Origin of the sequence: Streptomyces sp. NPDC127097, from assembly GCF_042724075.1 — a bacterium.
GTDB lineage: Bacteria > Actinomycetota > Actinomycetes > Streptomycetales > Streptomycetaceae > Streptomyces.
On record NZ_JBHXFI010000003.1, the window covers coordinates 100644 to 121058 of the forward strand.

Sequence of the window (20415 nt, forward strand, 5' to 3'; positions counted from 1 at the left end):
GGCCACGGCGAGTTCCTCCCCTCGCAGCAGACCAGGTGACGTGGGGTTTTCGGAGCCAGTGAGATCAGCCCGGGAGGGGGATGAACAGCAGGATGCCGTGGGCGGTGGCGGCGTTGTAGCAGGCATTGCCGGGGAAGGTGGCGGTGTAGAAGGGGGTGGCGATGGCGAAGACGGGGACGACGGCGTTGTGGATGGTGGCCGTGCCGGTGGCGTCGGTGACGGCGGTGCCGAGGTTGACCGGGCCGAAGAGCGTGGTGGCGGTGAAGGTCACCGGCTGACCGGCCACCGGCATCCCCGAGGTGGTCTTCAGGGTGGCGCTGAGGGTGGGGATGTAGAACTCGGGCAGCGGGGTCAGCCGGAGCCGGATCGTGCCTGGCTGCGCGGTCAGTGTCGTGGGGTTGGAGTTCACGGTGACGGGGGTGCTGGCGCTGGAGCCGGTGAAGCAGCTGTCACCGCTGTAGGAGGCGCTGAGGGTGCCGGTGGTCAGGGCGGTGGTGGTGAAGCATGCCTGCCCCGATGCGTTGACGGGGACCATCTGGGTCCCCCCGTTGGGGAGGGTGAAGGTGACCGTGCCGGTCGGCACCGAGGTGGTGCCTGGTGCCGGGGTGACGGTGGCGCACACGGTCACGCTCTGCCCGCAGGTGGAGGGGTTCGGCGTCACCGACAGCGCCGTCGTCGTGGGGTTGGGGCTCACAGTGACGGAGGTGGGGTTGCCGTTCACGGTCGCGGTGAACGAACCGGCGGTATAGGTGTGGGTGGTCTGCCCGCTCCCGGTGGCGTCCAGGGGGACGGTGACCGTGGGGCTCGCGTCCCCGAAGTTCACCACCGCTGTCCCGTTCGGAGTCCCCCCGGAAATGTTGAACGTCACCGGTTGCCCGCACACCGGCGACGCCGGCGAGGTCGTCACCGTCAACGGCGAAATCTCCGTCACGTTGGCCGAATTGGCGTTGGTGACGTAGACGTTGCTGTTCTGCGCCGCCGCCACCGAGAACGGGAACGCGCCCACGGGGACGGTGGCCAGGACGGTGTTCGTGGTGCTGCTGATCACCGTCACGTTGTTGGAATTGCTGTTGCCGACGTAGACGTTGCCGGTCGGCGCCACCGCCACCCCGAACGGGCCCCCGCCGGTAGGGACAGTGGCCAGGACCGTGTTCGTGGCGCTGCTGATCACCGTCACGTTGTTCGAAACGGTGTTGGTGACGTAGACGTTGCCGTTCTGCGCCACCGCGATCACCCCCGGGACCGAGCCGGCGGGGACGGTGGCCACGACGGTGTTCGTGGCGCTGTCGATCACCGTCACGTTGTTCGAGGTCTGGTTGGCGATGTAGACGTTGCCGTTCTGCGCCACCGCCGCATAGCCCGGGAAACCACCGGTGGGGAGGGTGGTCAGGACGGTGTTGGTGGCGCTGCTGATCACCGTCACGTTGTTCGCGTTCCGGTTGGCGACGTAGACGTTGCCGTTCGCCGCCACCGCCACCGCGTCCGGGACCGCGCCGACGGGGACGGTGGCCAGGACCGTGTTCGTGGCGCTGCTGATCACCGTCACGTTGTTCGACGTGCTGTTGGCGACGTAGACGTTGCCGTTCGGCGCCACCGCCAGTGCGAACGGGCCCCCGCCGGTGGGGACGGTGGCCAGGACCGTGTTCGTGGCGCTGCTGATCACCGTCACGTTGTTCGAGCTCTGGTTGGTGACGTAGACGTTGCCGTTCTGCGCCACCGCAATCATGGCCGGGTCTGAGCCGGCGGGGACGGTGGCCAGGACGGTGTTCGTGGTGCTGTCGATCACGGTCACGTTGGCCGAATTGGCGTTGCCGACGTAGACGTTGCCGTTCTGTGCCACCGCCACCGCCAGCGGGGTCGTGCCCGCCGGAATCGTCACCGTGGAGAAGGCCGCACTGAACGGCACGGCCGCAAGCCCCCGTACAGCGGCCACCTCGGATCCACCGGCCGGTACAACCGGCCGGAACCCGCCGGCTACCGCCGGAGCTCCCAACCAACCCGTAGTCGGTTCCATGACAAACCTCTCTCAGCTGAGAGGGCCGCCCGAGAACTCCCATCCGGGGCCCGCGTCGCACGGCGCCGGTATACGCGAACCGGATCACCACTTGCACACCGGGACAGAGAGCGGACACGCCGACACGTACCACGCACCCGCGCACCACAGGGGTTGCCCATCTCTCCCCGGAGAGATGGGCAACCCACCGGAAACGGTCACCACCATTAACCCGAATTGGCCAATAAAACACCACCGTATTGACCCGACTGCCACTCGGACGGACCAACACACAGCCCCACCCGGGCACGTCGTTGGAGAGGACGAACTGGCGCGCGATGTGGCCCGGAACGTGGAGCTGAGCAGGGGGGCGAGGCGAGAGATGGAGCCGGCGCACCAGCGCCTCGATCACCGGGAACATGTAGTCGTGGCGACTTGACCCAGCTCGCTCTCACACGAACGATGCCGTAATCCCTGCCTACTTCTCCCGAACGATGCCCCCGGGCCGGCACGCAGTCAACGGACTCAGACGAGGGAAGCCGCCGGGATCGGCGCCCCCAAACGACCGACGCACGGCGGTGCCTCGTGGCACATGACCCTCGCCTGCCTTCCCGTCGACGTTCGCTCCCTGGTGCCAAGCGCTGCGTCCCGGGGGCCGACAAGACCCTGACCGCGGCTCTCGCCGAGGCGGGAACCATGGATCGGGCCGCCCGCGCCCGGCTCCGCCCGCTCCGCGTAACCGGCCCAGCGCCCCGCCGATCGTTTTGCCCACGCGACATCCGGTCGTCGGCCTGGAAGGCTCGGCATAGATGACGGCTGTCTTGCCGGGTGCTGGGATCCACATGAGGTCGGTCCGGTGCCGGGAAATGACGGCCCACCTGGCCCGTCCCCGAACGCAGGAACCCCGGCCAGCAAGCCGACGAGGGTTCCTCACCTCTCACGCGATGTCACACGCGTCACACCAACAGCATTGACGCTCCTGGACCACAAGGGCCTGACCTACGCCTACGCCCCCGACCTGGACCACACAAGACGTGATTTACAACCTGTGCGCATGTGGTACCCAGAGCGGCCCCCAGTACGAGTACGGGGGCGTCGTCCGGGCCGTCTATCCGGTACTGCAAGGTCTTCTCACTCACCCGGCCACGCCACCGAATTAGCCTGACACCGAGTCTTGATGGGGATCAGCGGTTTTCCCCAGTGTCACTCGGGTTCCCCAGTCGATTCAGCAGTCAACTGTGGTGCCGCGAACGCGAGAGCTATGTCCGGCGAGGGCGAGAACTGCGGCGGTGCAGGAGAAGCCGATCAGTGCACCGAGGGTGTTGCTGGTGAGGTCGTTGATGTCGGTGCTGCGTCCTGATCGGGTCAGGTACTGGGTGACCTCGATGGTGAGGGAGCCTAGGAATCCGAAGAGGGTGGCCTGGTACCAGCGCACCGGGAGCAGGGATAGCAGGAGGCCGACGGGGGCGAACATGAGCACGTTCAGCACGGCGTCCTTGATGTCCGCCGCATTGGTCAGGTCCAGTGGCTTCAGATTGAGAGCCTGGCCGCCGCCGGAGGGGGTCCCGAAGGTGAAGTAGACGATGCAGGCTGCCCAGAACCACAGCAGCCCGAGGGCGACCCGCTGCGACATCTGCCGAGGACTTCTGCGCCGGGTGGTGACCGCACAGAGGGCAACACCACCCAGAACACCGATAAGGAAGGCGACCGGGAAGAACATGGTGAGAAGCTATCAGACGATCATAAGAGACTTTTTTTACTCGACAAAGCGGCGGTCGGGACCTCCATTGAATTCGCTCTGGACGGGGTGCTGTGTGGGGAATCCGAGTGAGCATGTCTGTCCCCGGCCCAGGCGGAGGGTGGGGAGACTCAAGGAGTCTCATCAGTCCGGAGCCGTCGGAAGGTAGCCGCCCCCGCGCCCGAAGCGGAGTCTGCGCAGGTCAGAAACTCACCGTGGAGACGACGCAGACGATCGCGCGACCCGGCTCGTCGTAGATCACCATGATCCGCTGGTACGGATGCGGTGCCTTGCTCGTGATCAGGACCGGGGCCTTCTGGCCAAGAGAAGCGGCGTTGCAAGGTGCGCGCCGGCATCTCACTCACGTCCTGCACGCTCTCAAATTCACCAACCTCGCCTGGATTGCCGGAAACAACACAGCGCGGCTGACGGGCTCCGGCGGCCCCGCGTCCTGCCGGCCCTTCGGAGCGCTCCTCCATCCCGGCCAGCTGTGGCCCGGCCTCGACCACACCGCGCTGCTGACCGGCGCCCGCATCGCCCGCATCGCCCCCATCGTCGTGCTGCTCGCCCTCGCCGGAAGCCAAGCACATCGAAGTGGTCTCCACGCAGGCAGAGATGAGCCGCGGGCCCAGCCGACAAGCCCCGCCCAGCGGAGCTTCTCGCGGCCGGCTGCACCCAGCCCTGACATACCCGTGGGCAGGCCGCGAGTCGTGTGGCTGGCACTGGACGGACAGCGGCACCCAGTGGCCGGCCTACGTACTGATCGCCGCAGTCGTCAGCCCGTGGTCACACTGCGACGACTATGCTCGCTGCAAAGCGATACGGGGGCATGGTGGCTAATCTTATTCATCGGCAGGAGATGGAAGTAGAAGTCGAATTCTACTCGTTTGCGCTTCAAGAAGCGGACGACAACCTTGTTCCTTCACCGTTTCCGGAAGGCTCAGCATCAGGCAATTTTCTGTCTTTCCGTGAACGAAGAATCGATATCGAAAGCGGCGGTCACACGCACACGGCATTTCTGACCGCCGAAGTATGGGACTCGGAACCAAGAACTGACCCCAGTGGGGGCTGGGAAGCCGAAGGCGAGGGCGAGATCGAGTCCCTAACCGGAGAGCTGACCATCTGTCAGATGATGGGAAATTCAGGAACGTACATCCAGCTCGGACGGCAGCACACGATTTGGAAGGCACGCATCCAAAGCTCGGGACGTGAGGCCGTAAATCAACTGGCGCAAGTTGACGTCCCCATAGGTGTCGAACAATATCTCGTGCAACTCTGGCCCGCCGGCGAGTGAGACTGCGCAGCAGCCGGATGGGGAGACAGTGACTCACTCGGCACGAAGTCAATCTATCGCCATGAGGTAGGCATCAACTTCATTTCCCTTGGAGTCTCTGCCATGCAGCGTCCGGGGGCATGGTCAGCAGGCTCTCGTCGACCGGGGCCCTTTTGACGGGTCACGGCCGCGTGCTGATGCGCGTGTACGGCAGTGGAGTCGACGGAGACGACCCACTCCAGGTCACCCCTTCTGGTCCGCCTGCGCGAGCAGCGCGGTGAAGCCCCTCCCCCATGCTCCGTGGAAGGCCCAGCCCCGCAGCCGGTTGTGGACAACCCTCCACGGTGACCCGAAACGCTCTGGCAGGTCCGTCCACGGCGTCCCGGTGCGGTACTTGAACGCGATCGCGTCGGTCACCTGCCGGTGATCACGCCACCGCCCACCCCTGCAAGGCGTCCGATCCGGCAGCAACGGCTCGTCGCGCCCACTGCGCATCAGTCAGCGATCCGATGATCCACAGGAAACGGACCAGGTGTGGAGGGCGCCGACGCGGCCGGCGGGGCCGCGAAGGCCGGACTCCACGTTCCACAGCCCCGGGATGATCTCCAAGCCGCTACACGGTCATGCCAGGCCGAACCATGGCAGGCACTCCGACAGCCCCTCCAACTTGCACCGGGCACACCCGGTCGCGCCGCACCCCATCGGACCGGCCCGGACCGGGTTGCCTGGTCGAACTCAGGGGAGCTGCACGCTCAACGCGTAGAGACGGGTGGTCTGTTCGCTGTTGGTGTTGTCGTCCGACACGAGGTACAGCGGACGTCGGCCCTTGTGCGGGCCGGTGGTCCACGGCGCGCCGAGGGCCATTCCCTCGACGTTCTCCAGCAGCGGACTGACGACCCGTCTCGAGTGGGTGGGGACGACACCAGGGTCACCGGCAGGGCACTGCCCGAGGTCGAAGAGCAGGCTGTGCTCGACAAACACATCGGCCGGCTGGTCGTAGAGCGCCTTGCGCGCGTCCACGGGCTGGGCGCCTTTGAGGGGGACGTCGTAGACCCGGATCGCGTTGCCGACGCCGTCCACGTACTGCCGTTCCAGGGCGAGCAGCCGGTCGTCGGCGGACGCGGCCAGTTCAGCCAGGTACATGCCCTCCTTGGCCTGGTACGCGTACTGCCGGTCGAGGCGGTAGGCGCCGCCCGGGGTGCCGACGTAACGCTGGATGCGGAGCATGTTGCGGCCGCGGGAGTCGCCGTCCTTGGCCAACGCGCCCTCCATCGCGGCGTAGAGGTACCTCCCGTCCGGGGAGGCGGTCAGCGACTCGATCGCTCGCCCGGCCTGTCCCTGGCCCTGCGGGCTGATCCGGAACTCGGACGGAATGGGCAGGTCAGGGCCCACCTGTGTGCCCGTGGCCAGCTTGAAGCGGCGGATGGCGGGCCCGGACTCCGAGGCGACCAGGATTGTCTTTCCGCCGCGCTCGACGACCAGGCCCTCGCCGTCGAACCACTCGGAGGGTTTGGTGCCGGTCTGGGTGCGCAGTGTCTTGGCGGTCAGGGCTTCAGGGCGGAGCTTCTCCGGCGAACCGAGGCGCAGCGGGAAAACCCGCCCCGTCTGATTGTCCGTCAGGGTCAGGGCCTGGCCGGGCCCAGTGAGCGCGAGCGCGGAGAGGCCGCCGATGGTCTCGCCCGACGCCTGCTGCTTGTCGAGCGCGTCGGAGTAGCTCAGCAGGGTGGCCCGCGGCGAGCAGGCGCCGCCCGGCAGGCGGGGGTGGAGTTCCCGCACCCACTGCCACACGGGCGGAGCGGCGAGTCCTGCCACCAGGCCGAGCACCAGGGCGCCTGTCGCCAGCGCGCGGCGCGGGATGCGCACGCGCGGCGCAACAGGCGGGCCCGTGACTCTTGGGGGCGGCAGCACCGCCAGATTGCGGATGAACGGCAGGAGGCCGACCCCGCCCTCGTCCCGGTCCTGGGGCTCCTGCGGCTGCGGCAACCGGCGCTCGGCCATCCGGTCCCGGACCGCCTCAAAGATCGCGTGCAGCCCCAGCAGCTCGGGCCCGTCGGGCACGCCCTCGCGCAGTACGCCCACGAGTTCACCGGTGAATGCCGTACACCGGCGGGGGTCGGGAGCATGGGACTTGCGGTCCGCTGACGTGGACGTCATCACATAGGCGCCGCGCACGCCCTTCAGCGTCTTCCCCGATGCCCGCACGCCCCGGTCCGCGACGGACATGCCGCCCTTGAGGACCCGGCCGCTGTAGCAGCAGTCCAGCAGGAGGACCCGGCGCTCGGCGGAGCCGTGATCGCGCATGGCGCGGCGGATGTAGGAGTCGCTGACGGCCGTCTCGGGCTGGTCCTCGACGGAGTCGGGGAGGGTGAGGTAGAGCTCCTCCTCCGCGCGGTCCAGCAGGCCGTGTCCCGCGTAGTAGACGATCAGAGTGTCGGCGGCCACCCGGGCAGCCGCGCGGATCGGGCCGACAAGAGCGGCCGCGGACTCCGGGTTCCGGACCGTTGTGATCCGCTCCGCGGGGATACCCAGGATCGCTTCGTCGGTCAGCGCGGCAGCCAGTTCGGTGAGGTTGTGCCGTACGCTGCGCAGCGGTTCGAGTTCGGAGTAATGGTCGACGCCGATGAGGACACAGGCCGAGCGCGCGGCGTCGATCCCCAGCGCGTCCTCGGGGCCCGTGCCCTCCGTCGTCGCGTCGACGGTCACCTCCCCGCCTCCTGCTCCGTACCTGGACCCGGCTCCGGCTCCGGCTCCGGACCGTCCCCGGCGATCGGCCGCACCGAGACGTCCGGGAATGCCTCCCGGACCGCTTCCAGTTCCCCGGGCGCAGCGCCCATGACCTGGATGATGACCTGGGACCGGGGCCTGCGCCCGTCCCGCCAGGCAGCGTAGGAGAACGGCAGCTGCGCCAGCGCCGCGAGCGTGGACACCACCGCGAGCACGGCCTCCAGGTCGCCGCCCATCTCGTCCGGCCTGGCCGGTCCGCGCACCGGCTCGATCAGGATCCGGCCGCGCAGCGAACGGTCGTCGCACAGCCAGGTGTAGAGCGACCGCAGCTCCTGCCGGCTGTCCGGACCGATCAGCTCGAACCTGATGTCCATCGCTCTCCCCCGGGCTCACACGGCAGCTTGCTCTCAGTGTGCCCCTTGTCACTGACATAACTTCCCTGTTTTCACGGGATGTTCCTCGTCCGGACACCTTCCGGGCCCCCTGGACCGGAACCAGCCGGGGAAGCCAGCACAGCGACCGTCCCATCGCGGCCCTCAGCGAATGGCTGCGACCAGCCCCTTGACACACGCCCCGAATGTGACGCCGCCCCTGGGATCCTGGGATGCGCCCCCTGGTAGTCAGTGGGAGATGAGCTGCCGGCCGCAGGGCGGCAGGGGTACTCACGGGCTGTTCAACGCCACAATTAGGCGCTGTGGCATGAGAACGCCCACTGGGCCGGCCAACGACGGCGAGGATTCGGTGCGTCAGAAAGCGCTGGCCATCAGCCACATCACGCATACGTACGCGCCGCCGCCCACGCCGAGGATGATGCCGAGCCACAGCAGCGCCCCGAGCGGCCACGGTACGGGCGTCTCAGGCTTGGGCGGTTCGACGGGGCAGCAGTTGTTGCAGTGCGGATCAGGCATGGGCAGCATCTTCGCGGGGCGCAGGCCGGGGCGGGAGGGCGTGAAAGGGGCGCATACGGCCGGCGGTCGACCTGCTGACCTTCACCGAGGCACCCCTTGGGAAGGGGGCGATGCACATGGGGAATTCTGCTGCGCCCACCTCACAGCACGTCGCGTGGGTAGGAGGTGTCCGGTGGGTCACGTGATGGGCACTCAGCCGGCCGAGCGCAGACATCCGCGGGGCAATCACGACCTGTGCGGCGGGCCCACCGACCGCCGGCTTGCCGTCCCCTTGTGGGGCACGATCCGCGTCCATGGTCTCGCTGGACGCATCGACGTGAGGTACGAACCCGCGTCCGCTCCCCCACGCTCGCGTAACCGTTGTCACCGTGGGTAGTTGTCGTGGTATGCACGACGTACGCACCGTAAGGGCGCCCTCTATGCTGCGGCTCGCGGCCGCCTCACTCGCCGGGACGGCCATCGAGTTCTACGACTTCTTCGTCTACGGGACCGCTGCGGCGCTGGTCCTGGGGCCGCTGTTCTTTCCCACGTTCTCATCGGTCGCCGGGACGCTGGCCGCCTTCGGAACCTTCGGCGTGGGCTTCGTCGCCCGGCCACTCGGCTCGGTGCTGTTCGGACACATCGGGGACCGGCACGGCAGACGCCCGGTTCTCCTCGCGTCATTGCTCCTCACCGGTGCCTCCACGGTCGCGGTCGGCTGTGTGCCGACGTACGACACGATCGGGGTGACCGCTCCCGTGCTGCTGCTCGTCCTGCGGTTTCTACAGGGGCTCGGGCTCGGCGGGGAGTGGGGCGGGGCCGTCCTGCTGACCGCGGAGCACGCGCCCGCCGAACGGCGCGCGCTGTGGACAAGCGTTCCGCAGGTGGGGCCGTCACTGGGGTTCCTGCTCGCCAACGGCGTGATGCTGGCGCTTTCGGCGACGCTGTCCGACGCGCAGTTCGCGTCCTGGGGGTGGCGCGTGCCCTTCTGGGCGGCCGGCCTGCTGGCCGTGGCGGGGCTGTGGCTGCGGTCGTCGCTCGCCGAGAGTCCGCGTTTCCGTGAAATCGAGGATCACGCGCGCGTGCCGATCGCCAACGTGGTGCGCGACCACTGGCGGCTCGTTCTGCTGACCGCCGGCGCGCTCGCGGTGGGATACGCGATCTTCTACGCCGTGACGACCTGGTCTCTCGCCTACGCGACGGAACGACTGGGCGTGAGCCGTACTGTCATGCTGACCTGCATCATGGCCGCGGTGGTGGTGAAGGCCGCATGCACACCGCTGGCGGCGCTGCTGAGCGACCGCTTCGGCCGGCGCCCCCTGTGCCTGGCGGGATGCGCGGCCTCGGCCCTGTGGATGTTTCCGATGGTCGCGCTGCTCGCCACGGGGGCACCGCTGTTGATGTTCCTCGGCTTCCTGGGGGCGCTGCTGTCGTTCATCACGATGTTTGCTGTGATCGCCGCGTATCTGCCCGAGCTGTACGAGCCGCGCGTGCGCTGCACGGGGGCCGCGGTCGGCTACAACCTCGGCGGGGTCCTCGGCGGGGCGCTGACGCCGATCGTGGCGACGGCACTCGCCCAGCGAGGCGGCCCGGTTCCCTGGGGCGTGGCCGCGTATCTGACGGGGATCGCCCTGCTCAGTCTGAGCTGCTTCGCGCTGCTGCCGGAGACGCGCCCGGTGCGTGTGATGGCGACGGAGCCCGCAGCGGGGTGACCGATCAGGCGTGTTCTCGTCATACGGCCCGTCGGACACCGTACCGGGCGCTGACACCGGCGAGTCGTCTGAAGGGCCGGGCTTGACTGCTGCAAAACCTTCCGCGCCTGCCCTGAGGTCAGGGGCAGGGGAAGGTCAATTAGGCATGCGGGGCCCAGAAGGCAATCAGCCGCCCGGCACCCGGTTCAACGTCCTGCCAGGAGCCGTTGAGGGTGAGTACGGCGATCGCGGATGTGGGGAAGCCACGGTGGAATCGTGCCAGCGCGTCCTCTTCTGCCTCGCTCGCGAGGATGTCGACGAGACCTTGTATCCCGGGGTTGTGCCCGATGAGCAGCAGGTTGTGGACCTCGTCGGATACCTCGTTCAGGACAGCAATCAGCTCCCCCGGAGACGCCTCGTACAGGCGTTCCTCGTACGACGTCCTTGGCCTCTCCGACAGCTCGGGCGCAGCAAGCTCCCAGGTTTCGCGGCAGCGCGCAGCCGTCGAGCACAACGCCAGGTCCAGGGTGATGCCGGAGCGTGCCAGCCAGCGGCCGGCGACGGGCGCATCCTTTCGACCGCGCTTTGCAAGCGGACGTTCGTGATCGTCTACCGGCGGCCGGTCGCTCTTCGCGTGGCGGAGGATCACTACATGGCGGAGGGTCTCAGCACTCATCGCGTCCCATCCTGCTGCCTGGATGGGCTCCAGCTCGGGCGAACCGCGGCGGTTTCAGCCATGCGTGGCATGCCCACCCACTTAGGCCGTCCATTCTCGGGTTCTGGCTCACTTTCCGTGGAGGGCTGACCGGCCGTAATGTCATGTGCTCATGACGCCGGCCGGTACGACCAGCAGGAGGAGGCCGCATTGAGTCAGTACTACGACCTGGGTGAGCAGACCCTGTGGAACCCGTCCAACGGGGCCTCCCGGTTGTTTATGAGCCAGGTGAGCGTATATCAAGCCGAACTGGGTATTCCGTCCGGCATCGGTCCCATGCAGGCTGACGAGTGCCAGATCGACCCGGTCGTGTTCAAAGCATTCGTCGACACCCTTCTCACATGGCACCGGAGAACGAGTCACCCCGTCATGGCTGCCCTGGCCGAGGGGTTCGTTGCCACGGTGCTGGTCCTGGCGGAGAGAGCAGGCATCGAGGTGAAATGGCCATCAGCAGCCTTCGCCGAGGTCGCCGGCCTCAAGGATGTCCAGGTCCCGACGGCCCCGGATCCCTCTGAGCGGGAGTGGGCAGCCGCCGTTCAGCGGAAGTCACGCGAACTGGGCCGCTTCATGGCGGCCTGAGCCTGGTCTGCCAACACCAGCGTAGGGCTCGGAAACCATCAGAACGCGATGTCCTATGAGTACAGCTGGACGCACAAGCTCAGTGCCGCTGGCGACGCAGGTCCGGTGCTTCCGGCCTGGAGGGAACAGCCAGCTCGAAGACAGCTGATGAGCGGCCGTAGTGGCGTCGAACTGAGACGTTGCACGCAGGTACTTACGCCGATTTGAGTCATCCCGCCCATGTGGCGCCGGTTCGCCAGCCACTTGGCTTCAGGTCATGAACTCCACTGAGCGCCCCGAGGAAGCCCAGGTCGGGCGTGGGGATACGGGCATGGTTTCGCTGGTACTGGGCTCAGCCGCTATTGCGCTGTACGGGAGTCCCTTTCTCCACTTCCTGCCGCCGTGGATCCGCTACATCCCCGTTTACCTCACCGTGCCCCTCGGGATCTGCTCGATTGTTTTCGGATTCACTGTTCTGTACCGGATGCGGGGCGATGAGGGAGCCAACCGTCGTCGGGCACGAGCGGGAGCGGCACTGGGCACCGCCGCGATCACCGAGCACCACGTCCGGACGGCACCGGGGCCGGCCGCGATTACCTCGCACCGGTGGCACTGCCTCGAGCATCGGGATCAGCTGAGTGGTGCCGTTGCGATTGCCGACGGTCAGGGTGGCGGCGAGCGGGAGGACGGTCGCGTCGGTGATCAGGTGGTGCTTGCTGCCCGTCTTGGCCTGGCCGGCAGGGGGTGCTCAACCCTGGGCACAACCCTGGGCAACAGTGGCTCTCCCCCCGCTCGTCAATCGGCTCCCCACGACTTCGACCGTGCCACCCCACGCCTCCGGATCACCGGTCCCAGAGTGATCCACCCACCTCGAAGAATCGGAAGAATCAGCGGAGGAACCCTTCGTAGTTGCGCTGCTGAAGCTGGCTCTCGATCTGTTTCACGGTCTCCAGGCCCACACTCACGATGATGAGGATGCTTGTCCCGCCGAACGGGAAGTTCTGGTTCGCGTTGAAGAGCACCAGCTCCACTGTTGGTACGAGCGCGATCAGCCCCAGGTACAGCGAGCCCGGCCACGTGATGCGGTTGAGCACGTAGCTGAGGTACTCGGTCGTCGGGCGACCAGCGCGGATACCCGGGATGAAGCCACCATGCTTCTTCATGTTGTCGGCAGCTTCTTCGGGGTTGAAGCTGATGGCCACGTAGAAGAAGGCGAAGAACACGATCAGCAGGAAGTACGCGGCGATGTAAACGGGGCGGTCTCCCTTGCTGAAGTTGGTGGCGAGCCACGTCGCCCATGCCGCCTTCGACCCGCTGAACTGTGCGATGAGCGGCGGGATGGAGAGCAGCGATGACGCGAAGATGACGGGAATCACCCCTGCCTGATTCACTTTGAGCGGGATGTAAGTCGACGTACCGCCGTAGGACCGGCGCCCGATCATCCGCTTCGCGTACTGCACCGGAATACGCCGCTGGGCCTGCTCGACGAAGACCACCAGGGCGACCATCGCCAGGCCCACCAGGATCACCGCGAAGAACTCGATCCAGCCGCCGGCGAGCTCGCCCTCGAGCTTGACCTGCCACAGCGCGCCCGGGAAGCGGGCGGCGATCGAGATGAACATCAGGATCGACATGCCGTTGCCGATACCGCGGCCGGTGACCAGCTCACCGAGCCACATGGCCAGGCAGGTACCAGCGGTCATCGTGATCACCATCGTGATGGCGATGAAGGCCGAGCCGCTGGGCACTATCTGGCGCGTGCAGCCCGGGAAGAGCGTACCGGCGCGGGCGGCGGCCACCAGACCGGTGCCCTCCAAGGCGGCGAGCACCACGGTCAGATAGCGGGTGTACTGGGTGATCTTCGCCTGGCCGGACTGTCCCTCTTTCTTGAGGGCCTCCAGCCGCGGGATCACGACGGTCAGCAGCTGCAGGATGATGCTCGCCGTGATGTACGGCATGATCCCCAGCGCGAAGATCGTGACCTGGAGCAGCGCACCGCCGCTGAACATGTTCACCAGGCCGAACAACCCGCTGTTGGCGTGGGGCCGCTCGGTGCAGAACTCGACGTTCGCGTAGTTCACCCCTGGGACCGGGATATGCACTCCGATCCGGTAGAGCACGATGATGCCCAATGTGAACAGCAGCTTTTTGCGCAGGTCGGGCGTCTTGAACGCTCGGGCGAACGCGGTGAGCACGGTGCCTCCTGCGCCTCCCGCTACTTTCAGGGCCGGGAGGCGACGGTCTTGACGATTGACGAATATCTAGTGGCTGTACGGCGCGGAGCGGTCCCGCTCGGCGGGACCCGAAGCAGGACCCGTGGCCGACTTGGTTGCCCAGGACGCGGTGCGCGCGCAAACGAAGTCGCCGTCTCCCTCTCGCCGAGGTGTACGAACACTGGGCTTTCGTACACCTCCATCGGACCGCTTGAACGCGGCCAGGGCGCTACCTGGTGGTCGAGGTTGGTGTCGGCGTCCGAACCGGACCGGTAGTTGAGGTGCAGGTCGGCATCGGAACGGGCTTGAGGGGTGACGTACGGGTGGGCATCGAAGGCGCGGCGGTCGAGAGGTGATACGGCATCGGCACCGACCGGGTGGTTGACGTGCAAGTCGGCCTCGGCGCGGTGGCATTGGGCACGGGGCGAGGCGTCGATGGCATCGGGACAGACTCCGCAGGTGTACCGGGACGGCGCTGAGGGCCGGTGGGGCCGTCCTGAGCGAAGGAGTTCGGCAGGACCATCAGTCCGACTCCGAGTCCGGCAACGGTCAGCACGGATCCGGTGGCCGTCCAGGCCGCTCGAGCCCGCCGACGTGCGCGAACGCCGGCGTGCAGTCGGTCTCGGTGCCGGTCCTCATAGAGCGTGTCCTCCTGGGTGTCGCGCATCATCCGCGCCAGCTCCTGCTCGAAGTGATCCATAGCTCCCTCCCTCTTCACTCCACCGGCTCTGCCTCAGCCAGAAGCTGACGCAGCCGTGCAACACCGCGGGTCGTCAGTGAACGGGCGGTACCCACCGGACAGCCCAGCACCTCCGCGACATCCCGCTCGGGCAGGTCCTGGTAGTAGCGCAGCACCACCGCAGCCCGCTGCCGCGCCGGCAGCAACGCCAACACGGCCTCCAACCGGGTCTGCTCGTCCACGGCAGCGGTCTCATCCGCCACCTCGGGCGGATCGGGCAGCTGGTCCACAGGGTGCTCGCCCCACCAGCGACGCCGTGCCGAGCGAGCCGCAGCACGGGCCAAGACCCTGCGCACATACGCCTCGGGCGCCTGCTCGGCCACCTTCGGCCAGGCAAACCACAGTTTGACGAGCGCTTCCTGCAACAGATCCTCGGCCCGGTGCCGGTCTCCACCGGTGAACAGCCGCGCCAGGTGAAGCAACGCCGACCACCGAGCCGCCACGAACCGGTCGAACTCATCGGCCCGCAACTGCCCCATCAGCGTCCCCCTCACCTCAACACGCCCCTACACCCCCAATAAAGGCACTGGCCCCTGCCCCGCTATGCACCCCCGACAAGTGACATGGCTCACTAGGAGTGTCTCGCCACCTGTCGGTGGAGAACCCCCTCCACGATCACCAGTCGTCGTACCTGTCGGAACCTTTCGCCCTGGCTATCGCCTGTGCGCAAGCCTCGGCGAACACGAGCACAACGGCGTCCTTGTCCGTGCCACGGGCCCGTGAGCCGCATCCTCGGGCTCAGGGTCGATGACGTGATCCGTGACGGCGACACGGTGCTGCTGCGACTTGGCGAGCCCGCTTCGCCGGTCCCTGCACCGGTCGCAGCCCTGCTGCTGGAGCACATCGCGAACCGCGACAACCGCTGCCAGCCCTGCGTCCCGCCAGCTCTCCCCCGGGCGCTGGGCGGGCCGGCCGTTTCGCCCCAACCACCTGTCCGCGCTCCTGAACGAGGTCGGGTTTCCGGCCGCTGCTGCCCGCGACGCCGCCATCCGGCAGCAACTCCTCGAACTACCCGGCCTCGTCGTCGCGGACGCTCTCGATTACCACGACACGACCATCAGCCGCCTCATCAGAGAGGCCGGCGGGGCATGGAGCCGATACGCCGCTGGCGATCACACGCGGTCACCAACAGGCTGGGTTCCTCGGTGAACCCCCGTGCCGGCTGAGTCGGTCCCGAATGGCTTGTTGCGACGTGCCGAAGCCCCAGCGGGTCCCGTGGAATCAAGACACGCTGTCCGACGCGGATCCCCCTGTTGCGGCCTCAGGCCCAGGGGGGCCTACCGCCGGAGGCCCAGCGGGCGAGGCCACGGCCGTCGATGAGTCGCAGCGCCTTGGGCAGCATGGCGTTGGTGCGCTCGGCGTCTGCTGTGAAGGCACTGGTGGTGATGACGGCCGCGCCGACACAGTTGTGGATGTCCCGGTAGGTGCCGTTGATCTTCATGACCTCTTCGGAGCCGACGCGGCCTTTCCAGCGCTTGCACTGGAGGAGGTAGCGGTCGCCGCTGTGGAGATGGACCAGGACGTCGAGGCCGCGGTCGTTTTTGCCGCCGGAGACCTCAGTCTTGCGAACGGCGGGGTCGCGGCGGGCAAGGTCTGCCATGGCGTGTTCGAACTCCGTGTAGCCCATGGCCTGGTAGGCGGCGATGGTGTGGGTGAAGTCCTGGCGCGAACCGGTGCCCGCTGCGCCGGCTAAGCCCGCAGGGAGGCGGAGCCTGCCGGTCCGGGCGAGAGAGATGGTCAGGGCCGCAGCGGCCGTAAGGACGATGACAATGGTGCTGATGACGGGGTAGGCACTCACGGCCGCGATGACGAAGGCCCCGATGAGGAGGGCGGCGAAGGCTTTACTTTCGCGTGCACGACGTCGGGCGGCCTTGCCACGGGGGCGGCGCTTCGGGCGGGTCGGTCGTCGGGTGGCGGCGGAGCGTCGGCGTGCGGGTGTGGCCATGCGGTTCCCCCGGAGATGCAGTCTGGTCTGCTCAGTGTCGTGTGGCGACAGACCTGCGAGGGGCAGACCCCGTGAGGTTGGCTGGTTGTGCTTCGTTGTTGGCGTTGATCCCGATCACTTGTCAGGAGACAAGCCGGAGCAGAAGGGATGGGCCTCTGCCGGAGTCGGTGAAAGTGGTTCAAACCCGTGTCGTGCGCGTGGAACGATGCACGTCACGAAGTCTGCTCCGCGCACACGCAGGGGTGGTCCCAAAGTCACCGCCGCCTCACCAAATGAAACGACGTCTGAGCAGCGGGGCCGGGCCGGGTAATCCCTGGCCCCCACCAAAAGCAGGCGCGGCAAGCTCGCCGCGGGACAAGCCCGACGCCTGGCCGACCTGGACTTGCGCCCCCGGCAACCGCCACCACGCACCACATCTCCACCAGCTACCTGCGCCGCCTCTTCCAGCAGCAAGACGAAGCGGTCGCTGCCTGGATACGCAAGCAGCATTGCCGTGTAGACGCATCGTCAAATGAGTGTGTACTCAGTGCTAATGAATTCCACGCTGTTTGCCACATATCGTGAAAGCATGCGCTGGCGAACAGGAGCGATTTCAGCGTGATGGGGGATTTCGTGCGAAGTTCCGGGGCACAGGAAGGGCGTTCAAGCTGACCTGAGGTCGCATTTCCCGACCTTTACGGGCGATGCAGGATGCCTGCGCACTCGAACGGGCCTGTCCGAAACCTGCTCTGGTTTCGGCATCAATGATGATCTTCACGAAAGGAAGACATGAATAGGTTAACTGGGCGTGGCGTGCGGGCCGGTGGCGGCCTCCTCGTCGTGGCAACGACCCTACTGTCATCAAGCGGAATCGCAGAAGCCGGTTCCAAGCCGGGGCCGACCACCGTCGCCGAGATCACCGCCAGGCCGTCCAAGCCGGGTACGACCACCGTCGCCGAGATCCGCTCCAGGCCGAACACCATCCATAGCGCTCTCGTCGGCCGGGATCGGCGTAACCGGCGGACGTGCCGGTCCACGGCGTACCACTTTCAGAGCGTGGTCTGGCATCTCGGCAAGGTCAAAAAGAAGAGCATCCAAATCAAGTCTCTCGACCTGTGGAAGCAAGGGGGGCGAGAAGTTTTCTTTGGCTCGCTCAAGATGCTTCGGGGAACTGACGGCAAGCAGATCTGGCTCAAGCCCCACTGGGATGTTCCGCGCTACCGGCCCAACCGGCTGAAGATCACCAAATTCAAGGTCAACAAGACCGTTCCTGTACGCCCCAACAAGGCTATTCAACTCCTCGTCAACTGGGGAGATGGCGGCAAGCCAGGCGAGCGCGGCGACTGCTACGGTGATCAACTTTTCATTTTCCAACTCAAGCCCGGAAGGTACACCCACGAAGAGGGGTGAGGATGCTGCGGCCCTACAGTCGAAGCGGCGCTCGAAGCCACCTCTAAGGCCCTGTTCACCAGGGCTGTGGCAGCGCCACGGAAATGGTCCCGCATGATGCGCTTCGCGCTGCGCGACCATGACGGGTGCGGCTGGGCCACGACGCCGCGGTCGGAGGAAGCCCGGGCGGTCTTCCCAGCGCTCGCCTAGTCGATGGGCGTTCCGTTCCCCCGGCAGGCCCGTCTTGCGAGCACAGGCGTGCGGGCATCAGCACTTCGAGCCGTTGCAACCTCTCGTTCCTCCGCCCTGCTGACCCGCAGGGGCACCTCAGCCCCGGTCAGACCTGTTAGTTCCCATGGGTCTGACCGGGGCTGCTCTACGGGGGGGAGGTGAGGCCGGCGGCGGCGAGCGACCGGTGAAGCCGTTCGCCACACTCAGCGGAGGGCCGAACGGCGCTGTTGGCACCGAAGCGGTGGTACAACCCGGGATCAGACTGCCGGATTGGCTTCTGTGTCCGTCTCAGGGGCATCGAAGGGTGCTCCACCGTCCACAGACGTACGCCCCCCTGGGCCAGGATGCGCTGCGACGCCGCGAAGTCCGCCGCATGATCGCTTTCGACCTCGGCCGTGTACGACTGGCAGACATGGTCACGCCAGCAGTCGAACCGGTCCGCCGGCGGTAAGCCGTCAGTCCGGAACAGCCTCTCGGTAAGCATCTCTTCCTCCTCAGCTGCCTCACGAGCCCTTGAACAGCACGTGGCTGCTCCCTGAGTGCCTGTTTTTCATTCCCGGGCCGGGTAACGAGCCGGGCGAAAGCGCACTGGAGCACTACGCGAGGGTGGCGGCGTGCTCCCGCAGGAAGGCTCCGGCATGAGCGGCGGCCTCTTCCTTCGTCGTGTACCAGGTGCCGTCCTCGGCGGCGCCGCGCGTTTCGTCCGCGCCTTCGCCCGCCCAGGCCCAGCCGCCGGACGACGGGTCCTGCACCAGTTCGGCTGTGCCGCCGAAGAGTTCGAGCGCCGTGCCCGTCTTCGCCGCCGCGGCTGCGGGACGGGGAACCGCGTCGGGCCACTTCTTGCGCGCGCCCTGGCGGGTGATGCCCCAGACCGCACCCATCTGCTCGTAGCTCGCGCCGTAGGAGCCGGCTGTCGCCGCCGCGCGCGCCGTCAGCTGCTTGACCTCCGTGTCCACCACCTTCCAGGCGGCGAGGACGGACAGAGTCACATCAACCGGGTCCGCCTCCCACATGCGGGCGGTGGACAGCCCTGACCGGCGGGAGCGAATGGCCGCTGCGAGTGGATTGAGGGCATCAGTAAGGGCCTTGCCCAGCTCGGCCCGCTCTTCGGGGGTGATCCCAATCGAAGCCATGCGACAACTATGGTTACCTTTGCCCCTCTCGACAACTTTAGTTCCGACATCGGGTGGCGGCCTGCCACTGTTCGTGGCCGAGGAGGACGGGAGGATTCAAGACGGCCCTCCCCCATGGGAGCTGCACACACCGCGAGCGGGGCTCGCCGGCTGAGGTACCGGCGCGGGCCCTGGTGCGCGAGTCCGGTTCCGTGAAGGAGCGGCGACGGTAACTGTCACTCTTTCGGCGATTGCGGAGCGGTCCACGCCGTAATCGATGTCATCGTGCCGTCATGACTTCCTCGACAGGCTCATCCACTCAGCCACTGGCAGGATGCGGTGCCCTGGTCACCGGTGGGTCGCGCGGTATCGGCCGTGCGATCGCCCGCCGGTTGGCCGCGGACGGCGCCACGGTGGTGTTCACCTACCACACACAGTCCGAGGCGGCCGACAGGTTGGTCGCCGAGATCGCTGAGCTGAACGGCAGGGCCTACGCCGTCCAGCTCGATCTTGCTGTCCCCGACCAGGTCGCGGACGCGTTCGCCGCGGCCGACGGAGCATTCCGTCAAGCCGGGGTGGGCGGGCTGGACATTCTGGTGGCCAGTGCCGGAGTGTTCACCAGCGCACCCCTGGCTGAAACCACGGTCGACGAGTGGGAACGAGTGATGGCCGTGAACGCGAGAGGTACCTTCTTGGCACTTCAGCACGCCGCGGCCCGTATGCGCGACGGCGGACGGATCGTCACCCTCTCCACGGTCGGCACGCATTGGCCCAGCCCGGGCGAGGCCCTCTACGCAGCCAGCAAGGCTGCCGTCGAACAGATCACCCGTGTCGCATCCCGCGAACTCGGACACCGGGGCATCACGGCCAACACCCTCTCGCTCGGCCCGACCGACACCGACCTCCTGCGGGCGGGCGCCCATCCGGACGCGCTGGACGGCGCCGCCGCCATGACCGCACTCGGCCGGATCGGCCGGCCCGAGGACGTGGCCGACCTCGTGGCCCTGCTCGTCCGCGCGGACAACCGCTGGGTCACCGGCCAGAACATCCGCGCCGACGGCGGCCTCACCTGAGGAACCACGGCCCCACCGCCGGCAGCCGGCACTCCCTCCCGGGCCGGCGGAAGCCGACGCGACATCACGTCGAGAAGGAGTCCGCCAAGCAACCACTGGCGTCGTTCGGCTGAGCCTCCACCGCCAGGTCCTGCGCCAGGCCCGGCGCCAGACTG

16 protein-coding genes and 2 pseudogenes are annotated in these 20415 nt (G+C 67.3%); 5 read left to right on the top strand and 13 right to left on the bottom strand.

The genetic code is table 11. The annotated features are described in order from the left end of the window. Positions 1–64: 64 nt before the first annotated feature. The 3 genes and pseudogenes from ACFWJW_RS04195 to ACFWJW_RS04205 all read right to left on the bottom strand — a co-directional run bounded on the left by ACFWJW_RS04195 (position 65) and on the right by ACFWJW_RS04205 (position 3626). Positions 65–1933: an Ig-like domain repeat protein gene (locus ACFWJW_RS04195; protein ID WP_387234613.1), complete on the bottom strand. Its 1869-nt coding sequence runs from the start codon at positions 1931–1933 to the stop codon at positions 65–67. 1115 nt (positions 1934–3048) lie between these two features. Further along, positions 3049–3132 (bottom strand): annotated as a pseudogene (locus ACFWJW_RS04200) (3-oxoadipate enol-lactone hydrolase); the annotation flags it as partial. A gap of 86 nt (positions 3133–3218) precedes the next feature. Further along, a complete protein-coding gene (locus ACFWJW_RS04205) occupies positions 3219–3626 on the bottom strand; it encodes a VanZ family protein (protein WP_387234616.1) in 408 nt (135 codons plus the stop codon). A 907-nt stretch (positions 3627–4533) separates the two neighbouring features. Between ACFWJW_RS04205 and ACFWJW_RS04210 the strand changes: the two genes are divergently transcribed. Beyond that, complete coding sequence (locus ACFWJW_RS04210; protein ID WP_387234619.1) at positions 4534–5025, top strand: hypothetical protein; 492 nt, start codon at positions 4534–4536, stop codon at positions 5023–5025. Positions 5026–5247: 222 nt separating this feature from the next. On the opposite strand, the gene ACFWJW_RS04215 is transcribed toward ACFWJW_RS04210, so the two are convergent. The 4 genes from ACFWJW_RS04215 to ACFWJW_RS04230 form a co-directional block, all read right to left on the bottom strand. After that, on the bottom strand, positions 5248–5499 hold the full coding sequence (locus tag ACFWJW_RS04215) for a transposase (RefSeq protein WP_387234621.1): 252 nt from the start codon (positions 5497–5499) through the stop codon (positions 5248–5250). Positions 5500–5739: 240 nt separating this feature from the next. Beyond that, positions 5740–7707 carry an esterase-like activity of phytase family protein gene (locus tag ACFWJW_RS04220; RefSeq protein WP_387234624.1) on the bottom strand — a complete coding sequence of 656 codons (1968 nt, stop codon included), beginning with the start codon at positions 7705–7707 and terminating at the stop codon, positions 5740–5742. Next, positions 7704–8102, bottom strand: coding sequence for a hypothetical protein (locus ACFWJW_RS04225; RefSeq protein WP_387234627.1), 399 nt, complete (start codon positions 8100–8102; stop codon positions 7704–7706). The genes ACFWJW_RS04220 and ACFWJW_RS04225 overlap by 4 nt, the downstream gene beginning before the upstream one ends. A gap of 372 nt (positions 8103–8474) precedes the next feature. Beyond that, positions 8475–8636: a hypothetical protein gene (locus tag ACFWJW_RS04230; protein WP_187412855.1), complete on the bottom strand. Its 162-nt coding sequence runs from the start codon at positions 8634–8636 to the stop codon at positions 8475–8477. Between the two features lie 419 nt (positions 8637–9055). Here ACFWJW_RS04230 and ACFWJW_RS04235 point away from each other — a divergent pair, with 419 nt between their 5' ends. Further along, complete coding sequence (locus ACFWJW_RS04235; RefSeq protein WP_387234630.1) at positions 9056–10327, top strand: MFS transporter; 1272 nt, start codon at positions 9056–9058, stop codon at positions 10325–10327. 139 nt (positions 10328–10466) lie between these two features. Here the strand turns inward: ACFWJW_RS04235 and ACFWJW_RS04240 are convergent, their stop codons facing one another. Further along, positions 10467–10982, bottom strand: a complete 516-nt coding sequence (locus ACFWJW_RS04240) for a SixA phosphatase family protein (RefSeq protein ID WP_387234631.1) — start codon at positions 10980–10982, stop codon at positions 10467–10469. Positions 10983–11171: 189 nt separating this feature from the next. Here ACFWJW_RS04240 and ACFWJW_RS04245 point away from each other — a divergent pair, with 189 nt between their 5' ends. Next, a complete protein-coding gene (locus tag ACFWJW_RS04245; RefSeq protein WP_387234634.1) occupies positions 11172–11600 on the top strand; it encodes a DUF6086 family protein in 429 nt (142 codons plus the stop codon). Positions 11601–12123: 523 nt separating this feature from the next. Here the strand turns inward: ACFWJW_RS04245 and ACFWJW_RS04250 are convergent. From ACFWJW_RS04250 to ACFWJW_RS04265, 4 genes and pseudogenes are all read right to left on the bottom strand, one after another. Then, positions 12124–12321 (bottom strand): annotated as a pseudogene (locus ACFWJW_RS04250) (transposase); the annotation flags it as partial. Between the two features lie 145 nt (positions 12322–12466). Next, positions 12467–13774: a preprotein translocase subunit SecY gene (gene secY, locus ACFWJW_RS04255; protein WP_387234637.1), complete on the bottom strand. Its 1308-nt coding sequence runs from the start codon at positions 13772–13774 to the stop codon at positions 12467–12469. A 732-nt stretch (positions 13775–14506) separates the two neighbouring features. Then, entirely contained in the window at positions 14507–15010 is a 504-nt protein-coding gene (locus ACFWJW_RS04260; protein ID WP_039638587.1) for a SigE family RNA polymerase sigma factor, read from the bottom strand. 782 nt (positions 15011–15792) lie between these two features. Beyond that, positions 15793–16329, bottom strand: coding sequence for a restriction endonuclease (locus ACFWJW_RS04265; RefSeq protein ID WP_387234639.1), 537 nt, complete (start codon positions 16327–16329; stop codon positions 15793–15795). A 966-nt stretch (positions 16330–17295) separates the two neighbouring features. Here ACFWJW_RS04265 and ACFWJW_RS04270 point away from each other — a divergent pair. Further along, complete coding sequence (locus ACFWJW_RS04270) at positions 17296–17865, top strand: hypothetical protein (RefSeq protein ID WP_387234642.1); 570 nt, start codon at positions 17296–17298, stop codon at positions 17863–17865. Positions 17866–18671: 806 nt separating this feature from the next. Here ACFWJW_RS04270 and ACFWJW_RS04275 read toward each other — a convergent pair. Continuing rightward, a complete protein-coding gene (locus ACFWJW_RS04275; protein ID WP_387234644.1) occupies positions 18672–19208 on the bottom strand; it encodes a hypothetical protein in 537 nt (178 codons plus the stop codon). A gap of 272 nt (positions 19209–19480) precedes the next feature. Between ACFWJW_RS04275 and ACFWJW_RS04280 the strand changes: the two genes are divergently transcribed. Next, entirely contained in the window at positions 19481–20260 is a 780-nt protein-coding gene (locus ACFWJW_RS04280; protein WP_387234647.1) for an SDR family oxidoreductase, read from the top strand. Positions 20261–20415: the final 155 nt, after the last annotated feature.

Bases quoted from the DNA above. Each gene is read 5' to 3' on its own strand.
- ACFWJW_RS04205 (WP_387234616.1), bottom strand. From the start codon at position 3,626: ATGTCGCAGCGGGTCGCCCTCGGGCTGCTGTGGTTCTGGGCAGCCTGC.
- ACFWJW_RS04225 (WP_387234627.1), bottom strand. From the start codon at position 8,102: ATGGACATCAGGTTCGAGCTGATCGGTCCGGACAGCCGGCAGGAGCTG.
- ACFWJW_RS04280 (WP_387234647.1), top strand. From the start codon at position 19,481: ATGACTTCCTCGACAGGCTCATCCACTCAGCCACTGGCAGGATGCGGT.
- ACFWJW_RS04230 (WP_187412855.1), bottom strand. From the start codon at position 8,636: ATGCCTGATCCGCACTGCAACAACTGCTGCCCCGTCGAACCGCCCAAG.
- ACFWJW_RS04215 (WP_387234621.1), bottom strand. From the start codon at position 5,499: ATGCGCAGTGGGCGCGACGAGCCGTTGCTGCCGGATCGGACGCCTTGC.
- ACFWJW_RS04240 (WP_387234631.1), bottom strand. From the start codon at position 10,982: ATGAGTGCTGAGACCCTCCGCCATGTAGTGATCCTCCGCCACGCGAAG.
- ACFWJW_RS04210 (WP_387234619.1), top strand. From the start codon at position 4,534: ATGCTCGCTGCAAAGCGATACGGGGGCATGGTGGCTAATCTTATTCAT.
- ACFWJW_RS04275 (WP_387234644.1), bottom strand. From the start codon at position 19,208: ATGGCTTCGATTGGGATCACCCCCGAAGAGCGGGCCGAGCTGGGCAAG.
- ACFWJW_RS04260 (WP_039638587.1), bottom strand. From the start codon at position 15,010: ATGGGGCAGTTGCGGGCCGATGAGTTCGACCGGTTCGTGGCGGCTCGG.
- ACFWJW_RS04235 (WP_387234630.1), top strand. From the start codon at position 9,056: ATGCTGCGGCTCGCGGCCGCCTCACTCGCCGGGACGGCCATCGAGTTC.